This window comes from Streptomyces sp. Pv4-95, from assembly GCF_045782725.1.
Taxonomy (GTDB): Bacteria; Actinomycetota; Actinomycetes; order Streptomycetales; family Streptomycetaceae; genus Streptomyces.
In genome coordinates this window covers 669,112-684,857 of the sequence record NZ_CP127172.1, presented here as the reverse complement: position 1 = coordinate 684,857, position 15,746 = coordinate 669,112, and the positions used below count along the sequence as shown (strand labels likewise).

General features: G+C 71.5%; 13 protein-coding genes and 1 pseudogene. 8 read left to right on the top strand and 6 right to left on the bottom strand.

The window, feature by feature from the left end:
• The first annotated feature begins 18 nt into the window (after positions 1–18).
• Together QOM21_RS03220 and QOM21_RS03215 are read left to right on the top strand one after the other, a co-directional pair.
• Complete coding sequence (locus tag QOM21_RS03220; protein WP_407547983.1) at positions 19–450, top strand: protein phosphatase; 432 nt, start codon at positions 19–21, stop codon at positions 448–450.
• A 104-nt stretch (positions 451–554) separates the two neighbouring features.
• Positions 555–851 carry a hypothetical protein gene (locus QOM21_RS03215; protein WP_407547982.1) on the top strand — a complete coding sequence of 99 codons (297 nt, stop codon included), beginning with the start codon at positions 555–557 and terminating at the stop codon, positions 849–851.
• A gap of 124 nt (positions 852–975) precedes the next feature.
• Here QOM21_RS03215 and QOM21_RS03210 read toward each other — a convergent pair whose 3' ends face one another.
• Positions 976–1,692 (bottom strand): FadR/GntR family transcriptional regulator, encoded by a 717-nt coding sequence (locus QOM21_RS03210; protein WP_407547981.1) that lies wholly within the window; start codon positions 1,690–1,692, stop codon positions 976–978.
• Positions 1,693–1,915: 223 nt separating this feature from the next.
• Between QOM21_RS03210 and QOM21_RS03205 the strand changes: the two genes are divergently transcribed.
• Both QOM21_RS03205 and QOM21_RS03200 read left to right on the top strand, forming a co-directional pair.
• The gene (locus tag QOM21_RS03205; protein ID WP_407547980.1) at positions 1,916–2,800 is read left to right on the top strand and encodes a carbon-nitrogen hydrolase family protein; all 885 of its coding nucleotides are present in this window, start codon (positions 1,916–1,918) and stop codon (positions 2,798–2,800) included.
• A gap of 62 nt (positions 2,801–2,862) precedes the next feature.
• On the top strand, positions 2,863–4,224 hold the full coding sequence (locus tag QOM21_RS03200; RefSeq protein ID WP_407547979.1) for an APC family permease: 1,362 nt from the start codon (positions 2,863–2,865) through the stop codon (positions 4,222–4,224).
• A 70-nt stretch (positions 4,225–4,294) separates the two neighbouring features.
• Here QOM21_RS03200 and QOM21_RS03195 read toward each other — a convergent pair whose 3' ends face one another.
• Positions 4,295–5,482: an FAD-dependent monooxygenase gene (locus QOM21_RS03195; protein ID WP_407547978.1), complete on the bottom strand. Its 1,188-nt coding sequence runs from the start codon at positions 5,480–5,482 to the stop codon at positions 4,295–4,297.
• Positions 5,483–5,589: 107 nt separating this feature from the next.
• On the opposite strand from QOM21_RS03195, the gene QOM21_RS03190 reads away from it, so the two are divergent.
• A complete protein-coding gene (locus QOM21_RS03190; protein WP_407547977.1) occupies positions 5,590–6,306 on the top strand; it encodes a TetR/AcrR family transcriptional regulator in 717 nt (238 codons plus the stop codon).
• Between the two features lie 132 nt (positions 6,307–6,438).
• On the opposite strand, the gene QOM21_RS03185 is transcribed toward QOM21_RS03190, so the two are convergent.
• The gene (locus tag QOM21_RS03185; protein WP_407547976.1) at positions 6,439–7,896 is read right to left on the bottom strand and encodes an FG-GAP repeat domain-containing protein; all 1,458 of its coding nucleotides are present in this window, start codon (positions 7,894–7,896) and stop codon (positions 6,439–6,441) included.
• 194 nt (positions 7,897–8,090) lie between these two features.
• Between QOM21_RS03185 and QOM21_RS03180 the strand changes: the two genes are divergently transcribed.
• On the top strand, positions 8,091–9,068 hold the full coding sequence (locus tag QOM21_RS03180; RefSeq protein ID WP_407547975.1) for an alpha/beta hydrolase: 978 nt from the start codon (positions 8,091–8,093) through the stop codon (positions 9,066–9,068).
• Here the strand turns inward: QOM21_RS03180 and QOM21_RS03175 are convergent.
• Positions 9,040–10,311 carry an MFS transporter gene (locus QOM21_RS03175; RefSeq protein WP_407547974.1) on the bottom strand — a complete coding sequence of 424 codons (1,272 nt, stop codon included), beginning with the start codon at positions 10,309–10,311 and terminating at the stop codon, positions 9,040–9,042. The two genes, QOM21_RS03180 and QOM21_RS03175, sit on opposite strands and share 29 nt — an antisense overlap.
• Before the next feature lie 137 nt (positions 10,312–10,448).
• Positions 10,449–11,318 (bottom strand): LysR family transcriptional regulator, encoded by an 870-nt coding sequence (locus tag QOM21_RS03170; protein WP_407547973.1) that lies wholly within the window; start codon positions 11,316–11,318, stop codon positions 10,449–10,451.
• A gap of 141 nt (positions 11,319–11,459) precedes the next feature.
• On the opposite strand from QOM21_RS03170, the pseudogene QOM21_RS03165 reads away from it, so the two are divergent.
• Positions 11,460–12,269: pseudogene (locus QOM21_RS03165) on the top strand (EamA family transporter); the annotation flags it as partial.
• 218 nt (positions 12,270–12,487) lie between these two features.
• Here QOM21_RS03165 and QOM21_RS03160 read toward each other — a convergent pair.
• Positions 12,488–13,081, bottom strand: a complete 594-nt coding sequence (locus QOM21_RS03160; RefSeq protein WP_407547972.1) for a dihydrofolate reductase family protein — start codon at positions 13,079–13,081, stop codon at positions 12,488–12,490.
• 391 nt (positions 13,082–13,472) lie between these two features.
• Between QOM21_RS03160 and QOM21_RS03155 the strand changes: the two genes are divergently transcribed.
• The gene (locus tag QOM21_RS03155) at positions 13,473–15,662 is read left to right on the top strand and encodes a SpoIIE family protein phosphatase (protein WP_407547971.1); all 2,190 of its coding nucleotides are present in this window, start codon (positions 13,473–13,475) and stop codon (positions 15,660–15,662) included.
• Positions 15,663–15,746 lie beyond the last annotated feature (84 nt).

Sequence of the window (15,746 nt, the reverse complement as noted above, 5' to 3'; positions counted from 1 at the left end):
TGCGGCTACGGTGAGCGGATGACCCCTCCATGGAAGGCGACCGACGCCGGTGTCCTGCGGCTGCCCTCCGGGCGTCTCGTGAGGGGGCGGGGGCTGCGGCGACCGCTGCCGGAGGGGCCGACGCCCACCTTCGCCGTTTACCTGCTCGGTGGGGAGCCTCCCGAAGTCCCCTGGGAGGCCCGGTGGCTGCGCTGGCCGGACTTCTGGCTGCCCAGCAGCCGTGCGGAGGCCGCGGCCGTCTTCCGTGCAGCGTGGGAGCGGGCCGACGCCGACCGCGTCGAGATCGCCTGCGCCGGTGGCCGAGGCCGGACCGGCACGGCCCTGGCCTGCCTCGCGGTGCTGGACGGCGTACCGGCCGACCGGGCCGTGGAGTTCGTACGCGAGAACTACCACCCTCGCGCCGTCGAAACCCCCTGGCAGCGGCGGTACGTCGGGCACTTCACGGCCTGAGCGCGGTCACCTCCGGCAGTCGGTGGCCCATGGCCGCGGTGAGGTTTGACGCCGCCGCTCCTCGTGGCGGGTTTCGATCGGCCGGAAACGGCAATCCGCTTGTCATGTCCAGACGTACTCGTAGTGGCAAAGGCGAAGCAGCGAAGGTCATCGTCGTCATCGCGGACCTCACCGCGGTGATCCTCGGGCTTTGGATCCTCTTCGCCCTCCTCGACGCAAATCGCGCGAACGACCTGGTCAGCTGGGTGCAGTCGGCAGCCGGTTGGCTGGCCGGATGGTCCCACGACCTGTTCACCATGGACCCGGGCTGGCTTCGGACCGTGCTCAACTACGGTCTGCCCGCCGTGGTCTACGTCCTCATCGGACACGCTCTCGCCGCCCGGGTACGTGCCGCGGCCTGATCACGGCTGTGGCCTGATCTGAACGGCGGGACGTCCTGCCAGGCGGTGACGCCTCTCCGGCCATAGCGCGGACCGCCTTCCCTTCAGGCGGTTCGCGCTCCGCTCGCTCTCGCGGGCGGCCCGCTCAGCCGTCCATGAGCCCGACGAACATCGTCCGGTGCAGGACCTCGACGTGGCGCCGGGCGATGCGGGCGGAGGCGGTGGCGTCGCGCCCGCGGATGGCGGCGATCAGCTCCCGGTGTTCGCGGTTGGAGTCGCGGAGGGTCTCCACCGGATACGGCAGGTAGTAGCGGTAGAGGTCGTGGAGCACCGCGGTGTAGGGCTCCACGATCGACGAAAGGCCGGTGGCGGCGGCCAGTGCGAGGTGGAACCGTTCGTCGCAGCGGTGGAACTCCGCCCATCCGACGATGCCGTCCATCTCGTCGACCATGGCATCCAGGCTTCCGAGCGCGGCCTCTTCGGCGTGGCCGGTGGCCAGATGCGCGATGCCGCATTCGAGGGCGAGCCGGTGGTCGATCAGTTGGTGGACCGTGACGGCGGTGGCGTCGGACCGGTAGGCGGCGGTCGCCTCGACCGTGCCCTTGGGAGGGCGGAGGGCGACGAGGGTCCCGCCGTTGCGGCCCCGGCGGCGCTCCAGCACGCCCTCCTTGTCGAGGGAGACCAGCGCGCGGCGCACCGTGATCTCGCTGACGCCCAGCGCCTCGGCGATCTGTCCGTTCGCCGGCAGCCGCTCGCCCGGCGCCAGCAGCCCGAGGTCGACCGCCAGGGCTATCCGGGCGCGCACCGTCTCCAGGGCCGACAGCTGCCGAATGCCCGTCAGCGGCGGGGCGTTGAGCGGCATGGAACTCCCGGGACCGGCGTCTTCCGAAGCCGGGGGAGAAGCTGCGTCGACCGTCGCCGAACGCGCCGGAGACGGTGCCGTTCCCGGCGTGGGCGGGTCGCTGGGTCCAGGCATGACGCCACTCTATCCGCTGCCCGGAAAAACAGCTCATCTTGAGCACTCTTGTTTAACTGCTCATCCTGCTCTAATTTCGGTGCACCCGATATGAAGCAGGTGGCTGCACGTGTCCCGTCCCCTCCCCATCGCTCTGGTCCAGGCGCCTCCGCGCCCGGCAGGGGCGCCCGTGTCCGGCTTCGCCGAGGAGGTGGAGGCCGTTCTGCGGCGCTTTCCGCAGACCCGGCTGATCGCCTTCCCCGAGCTGCACCTGTGCGGGATCGACGAGACGCAGGACGCGGACCGGCAGCTCCAGGAGGCCGCTGAGCCGCTGGACGGCCGCCGCGTCGCCGAGCTGGGCAGCCTCGCCCGCGACCTGGGCGTCTGGCTGCTGCCCGGCAGTATCTGCGAGCGCGGGCCGGCGGGGGAGCTGTTCAACACCGCGCTGGCCTTCGCCCCGGACGGTAAGCCGGCGGCGTGGTACCGGAAGGTGTTTCCGTGGCGCCCGCGAGAGCCGTATGCCCCCGGTGACCGCTTCGTGGTCTTCGACATCCCCGGGACGGGCCGGGTCGGGTTCTCCATCTGCTACGACGCCTGGTTCCCGGAAGTCGCGCGGCACCTGGCGTGGATGGGCGCGGAGGTCATCGTCAACCCGGTCATGACCACCACCTCGGACCGGGCCCAGGAGCTGGTCCTGGCCCGCGCCAACGCCATCGTCAACCAGGTCTTCGTGGTGAGTGTGAACACCGCGGGCCCGCTCGGGACGGGCCGCAGCCTCGTCGTCGACCCGGAGGGCCTGGTCCGCACCGAGGCACCGGGCGAGGGCGCCACCGTGCTGACCGACGTGCTGGATCTGGACCACGTCACCCGGGTACGGACCTACGGCACGGCCGGGCTAAGCCGCATGTGGGCGCAGTTCACCGACGCCGACACCCCGATCGATCTCCCTCTCTACGGCGGCCGGATCGATCCCCGGCGCTGGCACCCCGGCCAGGGAGACCGGCCCCCTTCCTGAGGCGCGGCCCCACCCGCCGCCCCGCTCCTTCCCCGTTCCCTCCTCGTCCCCCGGAGCCTCGAATGGATCACCTCCCCGCCCCGCAGCTGGCACGGGAGCTCAAGCTCAGAAGCGTTGTCCTGTTCGGCCTGGCGTACATGACGCCGATGATCGTGCTCGGCACCTTCGGTGTGGTCGCCGCCGACACCGGTGGTGCGGTCCCCATGGCGTATCTGCTGGCCCTGCTCGCGATGCTCTTCACCGCGCACAGCTACGGCAAGATGGCCGCCGCCCACCCCGTGGCGGGCTCCGCCTACACCTACGTCCGGCGGGCCATCGACTCCCGGGTGGGCTTCCTGGTCGGCTGGGCGACGCTGCTGGACTACTTCTTCCTCCCCATGGTCATCTGGCTGATCGGCGGCGCCTATCTGCAGGCGCAGTTCCCGGGTGTGCCCCTCTGGGTGTGGATCATCGGCTTCATCGGCGTGACCACAGGGCTGAACCTTCGCGGCATCAAGACCGCGGAGCGGGCCAACGACCTGCTGATGGTCTTCCAGCTGCTGGTGATCGGGATATTCGTGCTGCTCTCGCTGCGGCACGTCTTCCACCTCGGCGGGGCCGGTGCCCTCGCCTCCGCCGCACCCTTCGCCAACAACGCCACGACCGTGGCGGGCATCTCCGCCGGCGCCGCCCTCGCCGCGTACTCCTTCCTGGGGTTCGACGCCGTCACCACCCTCACCGAGGAGACCGTCGACCCGAAGCGGACCATGCCGCGAGCGATCATGCTGACGGCGCTCATCGGCGGCGCCGTCTTCGTGGCCGTCGCGTACGCCACCCAACTGGTGCACCCGGGAAGCGACTTCGACGACCCCAGCTCGGCGGCGTTCGAGATCGCCAGGACCATCGGTGGCGACGTGTTCTCGTCCGTCTTCCTCGCCGGCCTGGTCGTGGCCCAATTCGCCTCCGGCATCGCGGCTCAGGCCAGTGCCTCACGACTGCTGTACGCGATGGGCCGGGACTCCGTCCTGCCGCGCCGCGTCTTCGGGTACCTCCACCCCCGCTACCGCACCCCCGCCCTGAACATCCTGCTCACCGGAGTCGTGGGGCTGATCGCCGTGCGGATGGACGTGGCGACCTCCACCTCCTTCATCAACTTCGGTGCCTTCACGGCCTTCACCTTCGTCAACGTCAGCGTCATCGCCACCTACCTGCGGCGCCGCCGGGCCGGGGAACGCCCCCGCCGCCTCACCTACGTCGTCGCACCCGCCATCGGCGCCGCGGTCGACGTCTGGCTCCTCGCCCATCTCGATGGCAAGGCCCTCACTCTCGGCGCCATCTGGCTGGCGCTGGGCATCGGCTACCTCGCCTACCTCACCAAGGGCTTCCGTGCCGCGCCCCCGGAGATGGCCTTCACGGAGGAGGAGCCCGCCGCCGAGGCAGGGTGAGCGGGGGCGCCCGGCCCTCGGCGGGGCCGTGCGGCGAAGGCACGTTCGCCGTCCGCACCGGGCGGGTTCTTCACTCGAACGCAGAGGGAAGCGCGGCCCGGTAGTCGGGGAGGGCGAGCGTGCTGACCTTCTGTCCCTCCTTGAGCATCCGGTTCAGGATCGCGCGCCTGCCCATCAGGCCGTTGCGGAGGCGGATGCCGGTCGCGGTGCCGGGGGCGAGGAACTTGCCCGTACGGTCGCCGCCCTTCTGGCAGCCCTGGGCGTACGCGCGCATCGTGTTCTCGTACCGGGTGAAGGCCGCGCGATGGTCCCCAGCTGCCAGCGCGAGTTCGCCTGCCAGGACGTAGGCGGCCACCACCCCGGTCCCGGTGCCCATACCGCCGATGGTCGCACCGCAGGAGGCATCGCCAACGAGGCAGATCCTTCCCTTGGACCAACTCGGCACGTCGGCGCGGCTGATCGAGTCGAAGTAGATCTCCGGTGCCTGCCGGAGCGAGTCGAGGAGCCGCGGCACCTCCCAGCCGATCCCTGCGAAGGCCGTGGTGATCAGGGCTTTCTGCTGGACGGGGTCATGGCGGTCGTAGGTGAGTTGAGGCGAGGCGAAGAGGAAGAACGCGCCGGCCTTCGCCGCGTCCCGGTGGTCGCCGCCCACGCTCGCGAGCCGGCCCGGCGTGTTGTGGCCGACCGAACCCCGCCCGACATCGAGGTAGTTGGGCAGCTGCCAGGTGGCCGCGTAATAGCCGAGATGACGGACGAACCTCTCCTCCGGGCCGAAGGCGAGCCGGCGCACGTGGGAGTGCAGCCCGTCGGCGCCGATGACGAGGTCGAACTCCCGAGGCGCCGCGCTCCGGAAGGTGACCCGGACGCCCCCGGCGGTCTCGGTGAGGCCGGTGATCGAGTCGCCGAAGAGGTATTCGGTGTGCGGGAGGCTGTGCTCGTGGAGCACCCGGGCCAGGTCACCGCGGGGCACCTCCACGTCGCCGCCGGCGAACTCGGCCGGCAGGCACAGCAGTTGTCTGCCGCGATCGTCGACGAACCGCATCGGGCTGCCTCCGGTCCGTATCCGGCGCAGCTGCGTGAGCACCCCCATCCGCTCCAACACGGACAGATGCGTCTCGCCGCGGAAATCGACGGCCTGACCGCCTCCGCGTAAGGCGGGCGCCAGCTCGACCACGGTGGGCTCGAACCCGTAGCGGCCGAGCCAATGAGCCAGCGCGGGCCCCGCGATGCTCGCACCCGAGATCAGAACTCTCCTCATGGGTGTCACTCCACTTCTCGTGAACTGTGTCCGATGGACGCTATTTATTATGTGTACCGTAGACACAGTTTTGCTGCCCGGCAAGACCGAGGACGGGAGCGGAGACGATGAGCGACGAGCGCAGCGCGGGAGTGCGGCTGCTGTGGGGCCCGCACCCGAAGCCCTCCCGGGGGCCGAAACCGACGCTCACCCTGGAGCGCATCGCGCGAGCCGGCGTCGATGTCGCCGAGGCGGAGGGACTCGCCGCCGTCTCCATGCAACGGGTTGCCGGGCTGCTCGACGTCACCAAAATGGCGCTCTACCGGTACGTGCCCGGCAAGTCCGAGCTGGTGGCACTGATGGTGGAGGCCGCGATCGGGGAGGGCCCGCCGGCGGACGGGCCGCGCACCGGCTGGCGGGAGCAACTCGGCGCGTGGGCCCGCGAACTGGCGGCCGTCTTCCACCGTCACCCTTGGCTGCTCGACGCCACCATCGGCCCGAGGATCCTGGGGCCGAGGGAGCTGGCCTGGACGGAACGCGCCATCGCCGCGCTGGAGGGGACCGGCCTGTCAGGAGCGGAACGGATGGACGCGGTCGTCCTGCTGGTCGGCCACGTGCGGGGAATCGCCCAACAGGCCCATGCCGCCGGGCCGATGGGACACCCCGAAGCACAGTTCAGCGCCACCATCGGTGAACTCATGGAGGCGCACGGCGAGCACTACCCCGCCCTCGCCGCCGCGCTGACCTCTGTGGCCCGGCACGGCGGCGAGGACCAGGCGTTGGAGTTCGGGCTGCAACGCATCCTGGACGGGTTGGGCCTGCTCATCGCCGAGCGCTCGGGCTAGGCCGTGCACAGTTGGCCGGCGAGGTCGGCCGAGGTCATCGGCGTACAGGTGGAACCGCTCCAGGGGCCGCCGACGGGCGTGCGGCGTTGCTGAACCGGCCTGACGTGTACTGCCGTGTGTGTGCCAGGGCGTTCACTTCTTCAGCAGGCCGAGCTCCCGCAGTCCGTAGTGACGGATGCCGTTGGTGCGCAGCCCGTCCGCTCCGCCGCGGAGCACCCAGTAGCCGCCGCGCCGGTAGGAGGATCCGGTGAAGGCGGAGCCGGTCAGCAGGTCGTCGCAGCCGTCCTGTTCGGCATCGAGGAGTAGCAGGGTGCTGCCGAACGCGGTCCTGGAGGCCGCACCCCGAAGGGCCTTGTCGTTGTGCGCGATGCGCTGCAGGGCGCGCATCCGGGCGCCGTCCTTCGTCGCCGTGAGCTCCGACACCAGGATCTTCTTCGTGGTGGCGTACTTCCCGGTCCCGATGGCGGACACGCTCTCGGCCCGCCCGTCCCCGGTGATGTCGCCCGTGACCAGCGGCCCGCCCAGAGCGTCGGAGCGCAGGCTCCGTACGCCGGGGCGGAAGCCGTCCGGGCCGCCGCGCAGCATGGGCAGGCCACCGCCCTTGGGGCCGGGGCCGGGGCCCGTCAGCAGGGTGTCCGGGTAGCCGTCCGCGTCGAAATCGGTGCCCGTCGTGATGTTCGCGCTGTACGTGCCCGGGGGCGACTCGGCTTCCACCATGCCCTCCTCGGCGGTGCCGCGGAACCAGCGGAGAGGATGGTAGGTGCCGCCCTCGTAGTCGTCCTCGGGGTCGTCCGTCTCGACGGTCAGCAGCAGGTCGGTCCGGCCGTCGGCGTCGATGTCGGCGGACAGCAGCGAGGAGTAGTAGCCGAGGTCGGGGGCGGGGCCTCGTACGGTGAGGTCGCGGGTCGAGGCGGGGCGGCCGTCGGAGCCGAACGGCCCGTAGAGGATCTGGCCGATCTCACCCGGTGCCTTGCCCGGGACGGGGGCGAGCACATCGGCGCGGTCGTCCCCGTTGAAGTCCCCGATCGCGGTGGGCGGGGACTGGGTGTGCGCCGGGCCCGACGGGTAGGGGACGACGACCGGTTCTGCGCCCAGCCCGTTCGGGCCGCCCCGGAAGAGCACCATCGATCTCGTGTACTTGTCGACGTACTCGTTCTTGGGTATCAGCTGCGCGGCGAGCACGTCGGTGTAGCCGTCGGCGTCGAGATCGGCGGTGTAGGTGCGGGCGAAACCCTCCTTCCACTTCCCGCCGGAGCCCGGCGGGACCACGCCGTCGGCCAGCGGGCGGCCGGTGGGACGCAGTCCGTCCCTGCCGCCCATGAAGACCGCGAGCGGTCCGATCGCCCCTCGGCTCAGCGCCACGGGCGGAGTGCCCTTGGCGGTGGCCGGTTCGCCGGTCACCACATCCACCGCGTCGGGGTAGCCGTCGTTGTCGAAGTCCGCCGGCCGGTCCCAACTCTTCGAGGGCTTACGGGACTCGGCGCTCGCGCGACACCCGGCGCCGGAACTTCCGGAATCGCCGTCCGTTCCGCAGGAGGAAACGGTGAGCACGAGCGCGGCACCCATGGCGGCCACTCTGATCGATCTCATTCGGCCGATTATGCGTCATGTCCCCGTCATGGGCCCGGGTTTCGAGGGCGAGCCGGGCGACGCAGGAGCCGCGGCCGCACCTCACACTCGTCGTGTTGCCGAAACGGCAACAAGGCTCGCTCCGGGCCCACGCGCTCGCCGATGATCGGAGCACCGACCGTCGCGTACGGCAGGTCACGAGCTCTGGAGGTTCCATGCCGCAGCACTCCACGGACATCATTCACCGCACGGTCCCCGGGCCCGCAGGGCGGATCCACCTGGTAGAGAGGGGCACCGGTCCGCTGGTGTTGCTCGTGCACGGCTTTCCGGAGTCCTGGTACTCCTGGCGGCACCAGCTGACGGCGTTGGCCGATGCCGGGTACCGCGCGGCCGCCATCGATGTCCGCGGCTACGGCCGTTCCTCGAAGCCCGGGGACGTCACCGCGTACCGGATGCTCGACCTGGTCGAGGACAACGCCGCGGTGGTGGAGGCCCTGGGCGAGCGGGAGGCAGTGATCGTCGGCCATGACTGGGGGGCCACCATCGCCGCCACTTCCGCCCTGATCAGGCCGGATGTCTTCCGCGCCGTGGGATTGCTCGGCGTACCGTACGCCCCGCCCGGCGGCCCGCGGCCCGGTCAGGTCTTCGCGCGGATGGGTGGGGACCAGGAGTTCTACGTCTCGTACTTCCAGGAGCCCGGTCGTGCCGAGGCCGAGATCGAGCCCGACGTACGCGGCTGGCTCGCGGGCTTCTACGCCGCCCTCTCCGCCGACACCATGCTCCCCTCCGATGCGCCCGGCCCGTACTTCGTCAGCCGGGGCGGGACGTTGCGCGAGCGGTTCCCGACCGGACCGCTGCCCGGCTGGCTCAGTGAGCACGATCTCGACATCTGCGCCGGGGAGTTCGAGCGGACCGGCATGAGCGGGCCGCTCAACCGCTACCGGAACATGGACCGGGACTGGGAAGATCTCGGTGACTTCGAAGGCGCCCCGCTCACCCAGCCCTCCCTCTTTGTCGGCGGCAGCCTGGATGCCTCCATGGCCTGGATGGCGGAGGCCATCGCGGCATACCCCACCACGCTCCCCGGTCTTGTCTCCTCCCACATCCTCGACTGCGGCCACTGGATCCAGCAGGAGCGCCCCGACGAGGTCAACCAGATCCTCGTCAACTGGCTTGAGTCCATGGCCACTTGAACGATCGGGCTGCCCGCACCGGTTCGTCTTCCTGCTGTGGGGCGCGGTCGTGCAGGGGGAGGAGGAGCGGGGCCGCCAGCATGAGGAGCCCGGCGACCCCGATCGCGGTGCGGGGGCCGGTGGCGCCGGCCAGCAGGCCCCACAGGGCGGTCAGGGCGGCGACGGTGGCGTTGCTGGTGACCGACCACGCGGAGAGGGTACGGGCGACCCGGTCCGTCGGGATGCGCTCGAGCCGGTAGGTGGCGAACACCGGGTTGAACACGCCCATGCTGGTGATCAGCCCGAACTCGACGACGATGACGAGCACGAGCCCAGCAGCCCCCGGCCGGATGAAGGCCAACCCGGGCACCCAGCACGTGCGCAGCGCACCGGAGGCGAGCAGCACCTTGTACTGCCCGAAACGCGCGACGAGCCGGGGGGCGAGCCGTGAGCCGAGCAGACCCCCGAGGCAGGGCACGCCGAACGCCAGGCCGTACTGCCAGGGTGCGAAGCCCAGGCGGTCGAGCATGAGGACGGCGAGTACCGGCGAGGCGGCCATGATCAGGCTGTTGACCAGGAGCGTGTTGAAGAACAGCGGCCGAAGTGCGGGATGGGCGAGAAGGTAGCGCCACCCTTCGAGCAGATCGCCCGCCCGGCGCCGCGGTGCGTCCGGGCGCGCGGGGCGCGGCTCCTTCCCGCCGATCGCTCGGATCCCCACCGCCGACAGCAGGAAGCTGACCGCGTCGGCCAGCACGGTCGTCACCGGGCCGAACAGCCCGATCGCGGCCCCGCCGAGCGGTGGGCCGAGCGCGGTGGCCGTCCAAGTGGTGGCCTCGAACCGCCCGTTCGCGACGAGCAGGTCCTCCCGTGGCACGAGCGCCTTGAGGAAGGCGCCGCTCGCCGCCCGGAAGGTGATGTTGGCCGCGGCGACGACGACCGACACGGCCAGCAGCTGTACGAATCCGAGCCCGCCGAGCGCGAAGGCGGCGGGGATGCTGAGCAGCGCGGTGAACCGGATCAGGTCCATCGTCACCATCACCGGCCGCTTGCGGCGGAACTCCACCCACGGGCCGAGCGGCACCGCGACCGCCGCCCCCACCGCCAGTCCCGCGGCCGCCATCACCGACACCTCGGTCGGCCCGGCGTGCAGAACGACCAGCGCGATCAGGGGGAACGCGTCGAGCGCGAGCCAGGACCCGAACGTGCTGACCGCGTACGCCGCCCAGAGCCACTCGAACCGCCGCCCCAGCGATCTTCCGCCCACGCCTGACCACCATGCCCGGCGCGCCCGCGCCCTCGTCGTCCCATTTCACGCTGACCAGCGAGATCAAAGCGCGCAACGCACCAACGGGTCAAAAAGCACCGCCTTCGCCGACGCCGGACCCGCCCGCGGCCCGGGCGTCAGCCGTCCTCGCGGTAGAGGTCGGTGAGGAGGGCGGCGACGGCGTGGATGGCGGGGTGGGGGTCGTGCCGCCGCCAGATGAGGTGGACGGGGACCGGGTCGGCGTCGCGCAGGGGACGGTAGGTGATGCCGTCGCGGCGGTACTGGGCGGTGGTGGCCTGGGCCGTCATGCCCACGCAGCGGCCGGTGGCGATGGCGGCGAGCCAGTCATCGATGTCGTGGGTGTACTCCACGGCCGGGCGGGCGTCCTCGGGCCACAGGTCCAGGGTGGTGGTGCCGGTGCGATGGTCCACGACGAGGGTGCGCGCGCGGATCTCCTCCAGGCGGATGGAGCGGCGCCTGGCCCACCGGTCGTCGGAGGCGAGGGCGAGGTAGCGGCGTTCGTGGCCGACGAGGGCATGGGCGTAGCGGTGGGTGTCGACGGGGGTGCGGATGACGGCCAGGTCGCACAGGCCCTCGGCGAGACCGCCGGTGGGGGTGTTGTGACGGATCAGGTGCAGGACGATGTCGGGGTAGCGGTCGTGCCAGCGGCGCTGGAACTCCGCGGTGTGCCGGCCCATCGCCGACCAGGCGTGGCCGATGTGCAGCCGGGTGTGGCCGCTGGTGGCCTCACGGACCAGTTGATCGGCCTCGGTGAGCAGATGGCGGGCGCGGGCGAGCACCTGTACGCCGGCGGTGGTGGGGGTGACGGTACGGCTGGTGCGATGCAGCAACCGCACGCCCAGAATCCGCTCCAGCGCGATCAGGGTGCGGGACACGGCCGCCTGGGAGGTACCCAGCTCGATCGCGGCGTCGGTGAAGGTGCCCTCGTCGACGATCGCGACCAGGCAGCGCAGATGCCTCAGCTCCAGCCCGGGCTTTCCCTCCATACGTCCATCGTATAGATGGCGCGTCGGATGCATTTTGGGCATGGATCGATCCGGCGGAGGGTGGGCCCCATGCCGACCGAAGACCGTGCACCGATACCGGAAGCCGCCCCGCAGCAGGCAGCCTCACCCCGCTGGCCCGGGATGGCGCTGATGCTCGGCAGCGGCATGTCCAATCAGATCGGGGCATCGGTCGCCGCCTTCGCCTTTCCCGTGCTGGGGCCGGTGGGCGTGGTCGCGGTACGGCAGTGGGTGGCCGCCGCGGTGCTGCTGAGCGCGGGCCGCCCCAAGCTGCGGGCGTTCACCGCGGCGCAGTGGCGTCCGGTGCTGGGGCTGGCCGTGGTCTTCGCGACGATGAACCTGACGCTGTACATGGCGATCGACCGGATCGGGCTCGGCCTTGCGGTCACCCTGGAGTTTCTCGGCCCGCTGACCGTGGCGCTGGTGAGTTCCCGGCGCCGCGTCGATCTGCTGTGTGCGCTTGCCGCCGCGGTTGCGGTGGTGGTGCTCGTACGCCCGCGGCCCAGTACCGACTATCTGGGCATCGGCCTGGGGCTGACGGCCGCCGTCTGCTGGGGCTGCTACATCCTGCTGAACCGCACGGTGGGTGCTCGCCTGCCCGGCCTGGAGGGGTCGGCCGCCGCCGCAGCCGTCTCAGGGCTGCTCTACCTGCCCGTCGGCGTCGTCGTCCTGTGGCTGCACCGGCCCACTGCCGGGGCCCTGCTGTGCGCGCTGGCCGCCGGCGTGCTGTCGTCCGCGGTGCCGTTCCTGGCCGATCTGCTCGCACTGCGCCGCGTCCCCGCCCACTTCTTCGGCACGTTCATGAGCGTCAATCCGGTGTTCGCCGCCCTGGTCGGCATGCTGGTCCTCGGCCAGCGCCTCGACCTCGCGTCGTGGCTGGCCATCGGGGCGATCGTCACCGCGAACACCGTCGCTGTCGGCTTCGCCGCCCGTCATGCGACGGAAGCAAAGGCGGGGCGGCCCGGGCAGGACGGGGTGGCGCCGCCTGCGGATCCGCCCCTTCCCGGTCCGGAGAGTTGCCCCGAAGCCGGGCAGCTCCGCACGGAAGCCGTCGACCGGCACGCCCCACACCCGGCGGACTGCCTGACCTGACCCGACGTCAGGGCTCGGTCACCTCACCCGTGAACGGCCGGTCGCCTCGCGGCCGCTCACTACTCGGCGGCCGGCCGGTAGGTGCACACGTGGACGCCGGTGGGGCTGGTGGCCGTGGAGGCGAGTGCGAGTGCGCGGTGTGCCCGGTCGTCGGGAAAGATCGTTTTTCCGCCGCCGAGGAGAACCGGCATGATCATGAGGCGGAGCTCGTCGAACAGCCCCTCACCGAGGAGGGCGCGTACCAGGGTGGGGCTTCCCATGACCAGCAGGTCACCGCCGGCCGTCCCGTGCAGCTGCCGGATGTGGGAGAGGGCGTTGTCGCCGGGGATGCGCGTGGTGTTCGCCCAGGTCAGTTCGTCATCGCCAAGGGCCCGGGAGACGACGTGCTTGGGGATGGCGTTCATTCTGTCGGCGAAGGGGTCACCGGCGCGTTGGGGCCAGGCCGCGGCCATCGCCTGCCAGGTGCGCCGGCCGAACAGCAGCGCCTCCGCGTTCGACATCGCGTCGTCAAAGGCCCCGCCCACCACCTCCGGATCGAAGAACGGGTGTGACCAGCCGCCGTGGGCGAAGCCGCCGTCGGTGTCCTCGTCGGGCCCGCCCGGTGCCTGCACGATGCCGTCGAGGCTGATGAACTCGCTGATCACGATGCGCATGGGAGCTGCTCCTGTTTCCAATCCGGATGTACGGAAAGGGAGACTGCGGCGCAGTTGCGAAATCATCGCTCCTCGACGATCCGGTGCCGGCGATCCGACCTGAACGGCGGCGCACTTGGCCCCCCGTCCTCCGCCGCGGCAGTGCCTACGGTGACTTCGGCGGTGACGGTGCCAGCGGCGGGGCAGGGCGGTTGGCGGTTCGTCAGGTGGCTCGGCGCGATGGACCGGACTCGACCTCGGTGGACGTGAACCCGGCCCAGGAGAGCCCGGCACTGAGCCATCACCGTGCGAATGCCTCCGTGGAGAGCCCGGCCCCCGGGCCGGGGGAGTGCGAGCAGGGGCATCCACGCTCCCCGACACGTGCCCTCCTCCGCGGCGTAACGTCATAGGTGTGGACTTGACTGCGGACGGTCTCGTGTCCCGTGGCGCGCGTGAACTCAGCCGGCGAGCGGATCAGCTGATCCATGACGTGGAACGGTCCTTGCGGCGTGGCGTGCCCGAGGTCTGGGGAGACCCGGACATCGCCCGGATCACGGCGGAGAGCGTCGCCGAGCACGTTCTCGCCGCCCTGGCGGGCCTGGAGAACGGCATCGAGCCGAGCCGGATCGAAACACCGGCCGGCGACCTGGAGCGCGCGCGTCGGCTCGCCCGGCACGGCACGCCGGTCAGCGTGATGCTGCGGGCCTTCCGGCTCGCGCAGGCGGTGATACTCGACCGGCTGCTCCAGGAGATGCCCCGGCTGACCAGCGATGCCGAACTGCTCAGCGCCGCCACGCGCAAGCTGATCGCGACGGCCACCGGGTACGTCGACCGCATGTCGGAGCACGGCGTGGCCGCCTACCAGGAGGAGCGTGACCATCGCCTGCAAGGGCGGCTGTCGATCGTGAACGAGGCGAGCATGCGCATCGGCACCACCCTGGACATCTCGCGCACCACCCAGGAACTCGCGGACGTCGCCACCGAGCGCTTCGCCGACCTGGTCACCGTCGACCTGTTCGACGCCGTGCTGCGAGGCGATGACGCTCCCGCGGAAGGTCCGTTCGTGCTGCGCCGGTTCGCCCAGCGGTCGGCGGGGGAGGACGCCCCTGAATCGCCGCCCCGGCCGGAGCGCGTCCACACTTTTCCGGCCGGTTCGCCACCGGCCCGGGCCCTGGCCACCGGTCGGCCCTCCCGGCATCACCTCGACGCCGGTGCGGCAGCGCCCCCGGACGTCCTCGGCACCGCCGACGCCCCCCGCGTCCACTCGACACTGGTGGTGCCGCTGCGTGCCAGGGACCGCACCCTGGGCGTCGCGCACTTCCTCCGGCACCGCACTCCCGGCCTCTTCGACGACGAGGACCTGCTCCTCGCGCAGGAGATCGCCGCCAGAGCGGCGGTCGCCGTCGACCACGCGGGCCGCTACACGCAGGCGCGCGCCACGGCCCTCACCCTTCAGCGCAGCCTCCTCCCGCGGCGCACTGCGCCGCAGTCCGCCGTGGAGGTGGCTGCCCGCTACCTGCCCGCAGGCGCCCGGGCCGGTGTGGGCGGCGACTGGTACGACGTCATCCCGCTGTCGGGAGCCCGGGTCGCCCTCGTGGTGGGTGACGTCGTCGGCCACGGCATCCACGCCGCCGCCACCATGGGCCGCCTGCGGACCGCCGTACGCACCCTGGCCGACATCGACCTGCCGCCCGATGAACTCCTCACGCACCTCGACGACGTCGTCATCCGCCTGTCCTCCGAAGCCCCGACCGGCCCGGATGCCGCATCCGTCGGGGACATCGGCGCCACCTGCCTGTACGCCGTCTACGACCCCGTCACCGGGTACTGCACCGTGGCGCGCGCGGGGCATGTGCTGCCTTCCGTGGTGGCCCCGGACGGCAGCTGCGAACTCCTCGATCTGCCGGCCGGCGCCCCCCTGGGCCTGGGCGGCCTGCCGTTCGAAGCGGCCGAGATCGAACTGCCCGAAGGCAGCCTCCTTGCGCTCTACACCGACGGCCTGATCTCGGCCCGGGACCGGGACGTCGAGGCGGGCCTCACCTTGCTGCGCGACGCGCTTGAGCAGCCCGCTCCGTCCCTGGACGCGGCCTGCGACACCGTGCTGGAAGCGCTGCTGCCCGCCGGCCGACCACGCGACGACGTCGCGCTCCTCCTGGCCCGCACCCGCATCCTCGGGGCCGGGCAGGTCGCCACCCGGGATCTGGACGCGGACCCGGCCGCCGTGGCCCGGTCCCGTGCCTGGGCCTCCCGGCAGCTGACCACCTGGGGACTCGAAGAGCTCGCCTTCACCACCGAATTGGTGGTCAGTGAACTCGTCACCAATGCCCTCCGCTACGGCAAGCCCCCCATCCGCCTGCGCCTCATCCATGACCGCGCCCTCATGTGCGAGGTCTCCGACAGCGGCAGCACCTCCCCGCATCTGCGCAGGGCCCGCGTCTTCGACGAGGGCGGCCGCGGCCTGCTCCTGGTCGCCCAGCTCGCAGAGCGGTGGGGAACGCGCCATGGGAGAGCGGGCAAGACGGTCTGGGCCGAGCTGTCCGAGTCGGCCGCGTTGCCGGTAGCGGGACTGCCGGTGGCGGACTCCGTCCAGCCCTCGGCATAGCCCTCGGCCGGGCCCGCTGGTCCGGCCGGTAGGGATGGCCTGCATGTCAGAATGGGTGCGCCGTTCGTCCTGCTCGTCGTTCCC

Excerpts from the sequence above, each read along its gene's own strand:
- QOM21_RS03220 (WP_407547983.1), top strand. The coding sequence starts at position 19 with ATGACCCCTCCATGGAAGGCGACCGACGCCGGTGTCCTGCGGCTGCCC.
- QOM21_RS03215 (WP_407547982.1), top strand. The coding sequence starts at position 555 with ATGTCCAGACGTACTCGTAGTGGCAAAGGCGAAGCAGCGAAGGTCATC.
- QOM21_RS03210 (WP_407547981.1), bottom strand. The coding sequence starts at position 1,692 with ATGCCGCTCAACGCCCCGCCGCTGACGGGCATTCGGCAGCTGTCGGCC.
- QOM21_RS03200 (WP_407547979.1), top strand. The coding sequence starts at position 2,863 with ATGGATCACCTCCCCGCCCCGCAGCTGGCACGGGAGCTCAAGCTCAGA.
- QOM21_RS03195 (WP_407547978.1), bottom strand. The coding sequence starts at position 5,482 with ATGAGGAGAGTTCTGATCTCGGGTGCGAGCATCGCGGGGCCCGCGCTG.
- QOM21_RS03190 (WP_407547977.1), top strand. The coding sequence starts at position 5,590 with ATGAGCGACGAGCGCAGCGCGGGAGTGCGGCTGCTGTGGGGCCCGCAC.
- QOM21_RS03185 (WP_407547976.1), bottom strand. The coding sequence starts at position 7,896 with ATGAGATCGATCAGAGTGGCCGCCATGGGTGCCGCGCTCGTGCTCACC.
- QOM21_RS03180 (WP_407547975.1), top strand. The coding sequence starts at position 8,091 with ATGCCGCAGCACTCCACGGACATCATTCACCGCACGGTCCCCGGGCCC.
- QOM21_RS03170 (WP_407547973.1), bottom strand. The coding sequence starts at position 11,318 with ATGGAGGGAAAGCCCGGGCTGGAGCTGAGGCATCTGCGCTGCCTGGTC.
- QOM21_RS03160 (WP_407547972.1), bottom strand. The coding sequence starts at position 13,081 with ATGCGCATCGTGATCAGCGAGTTCATCAGCCTCGACGGCATCGTGCAG.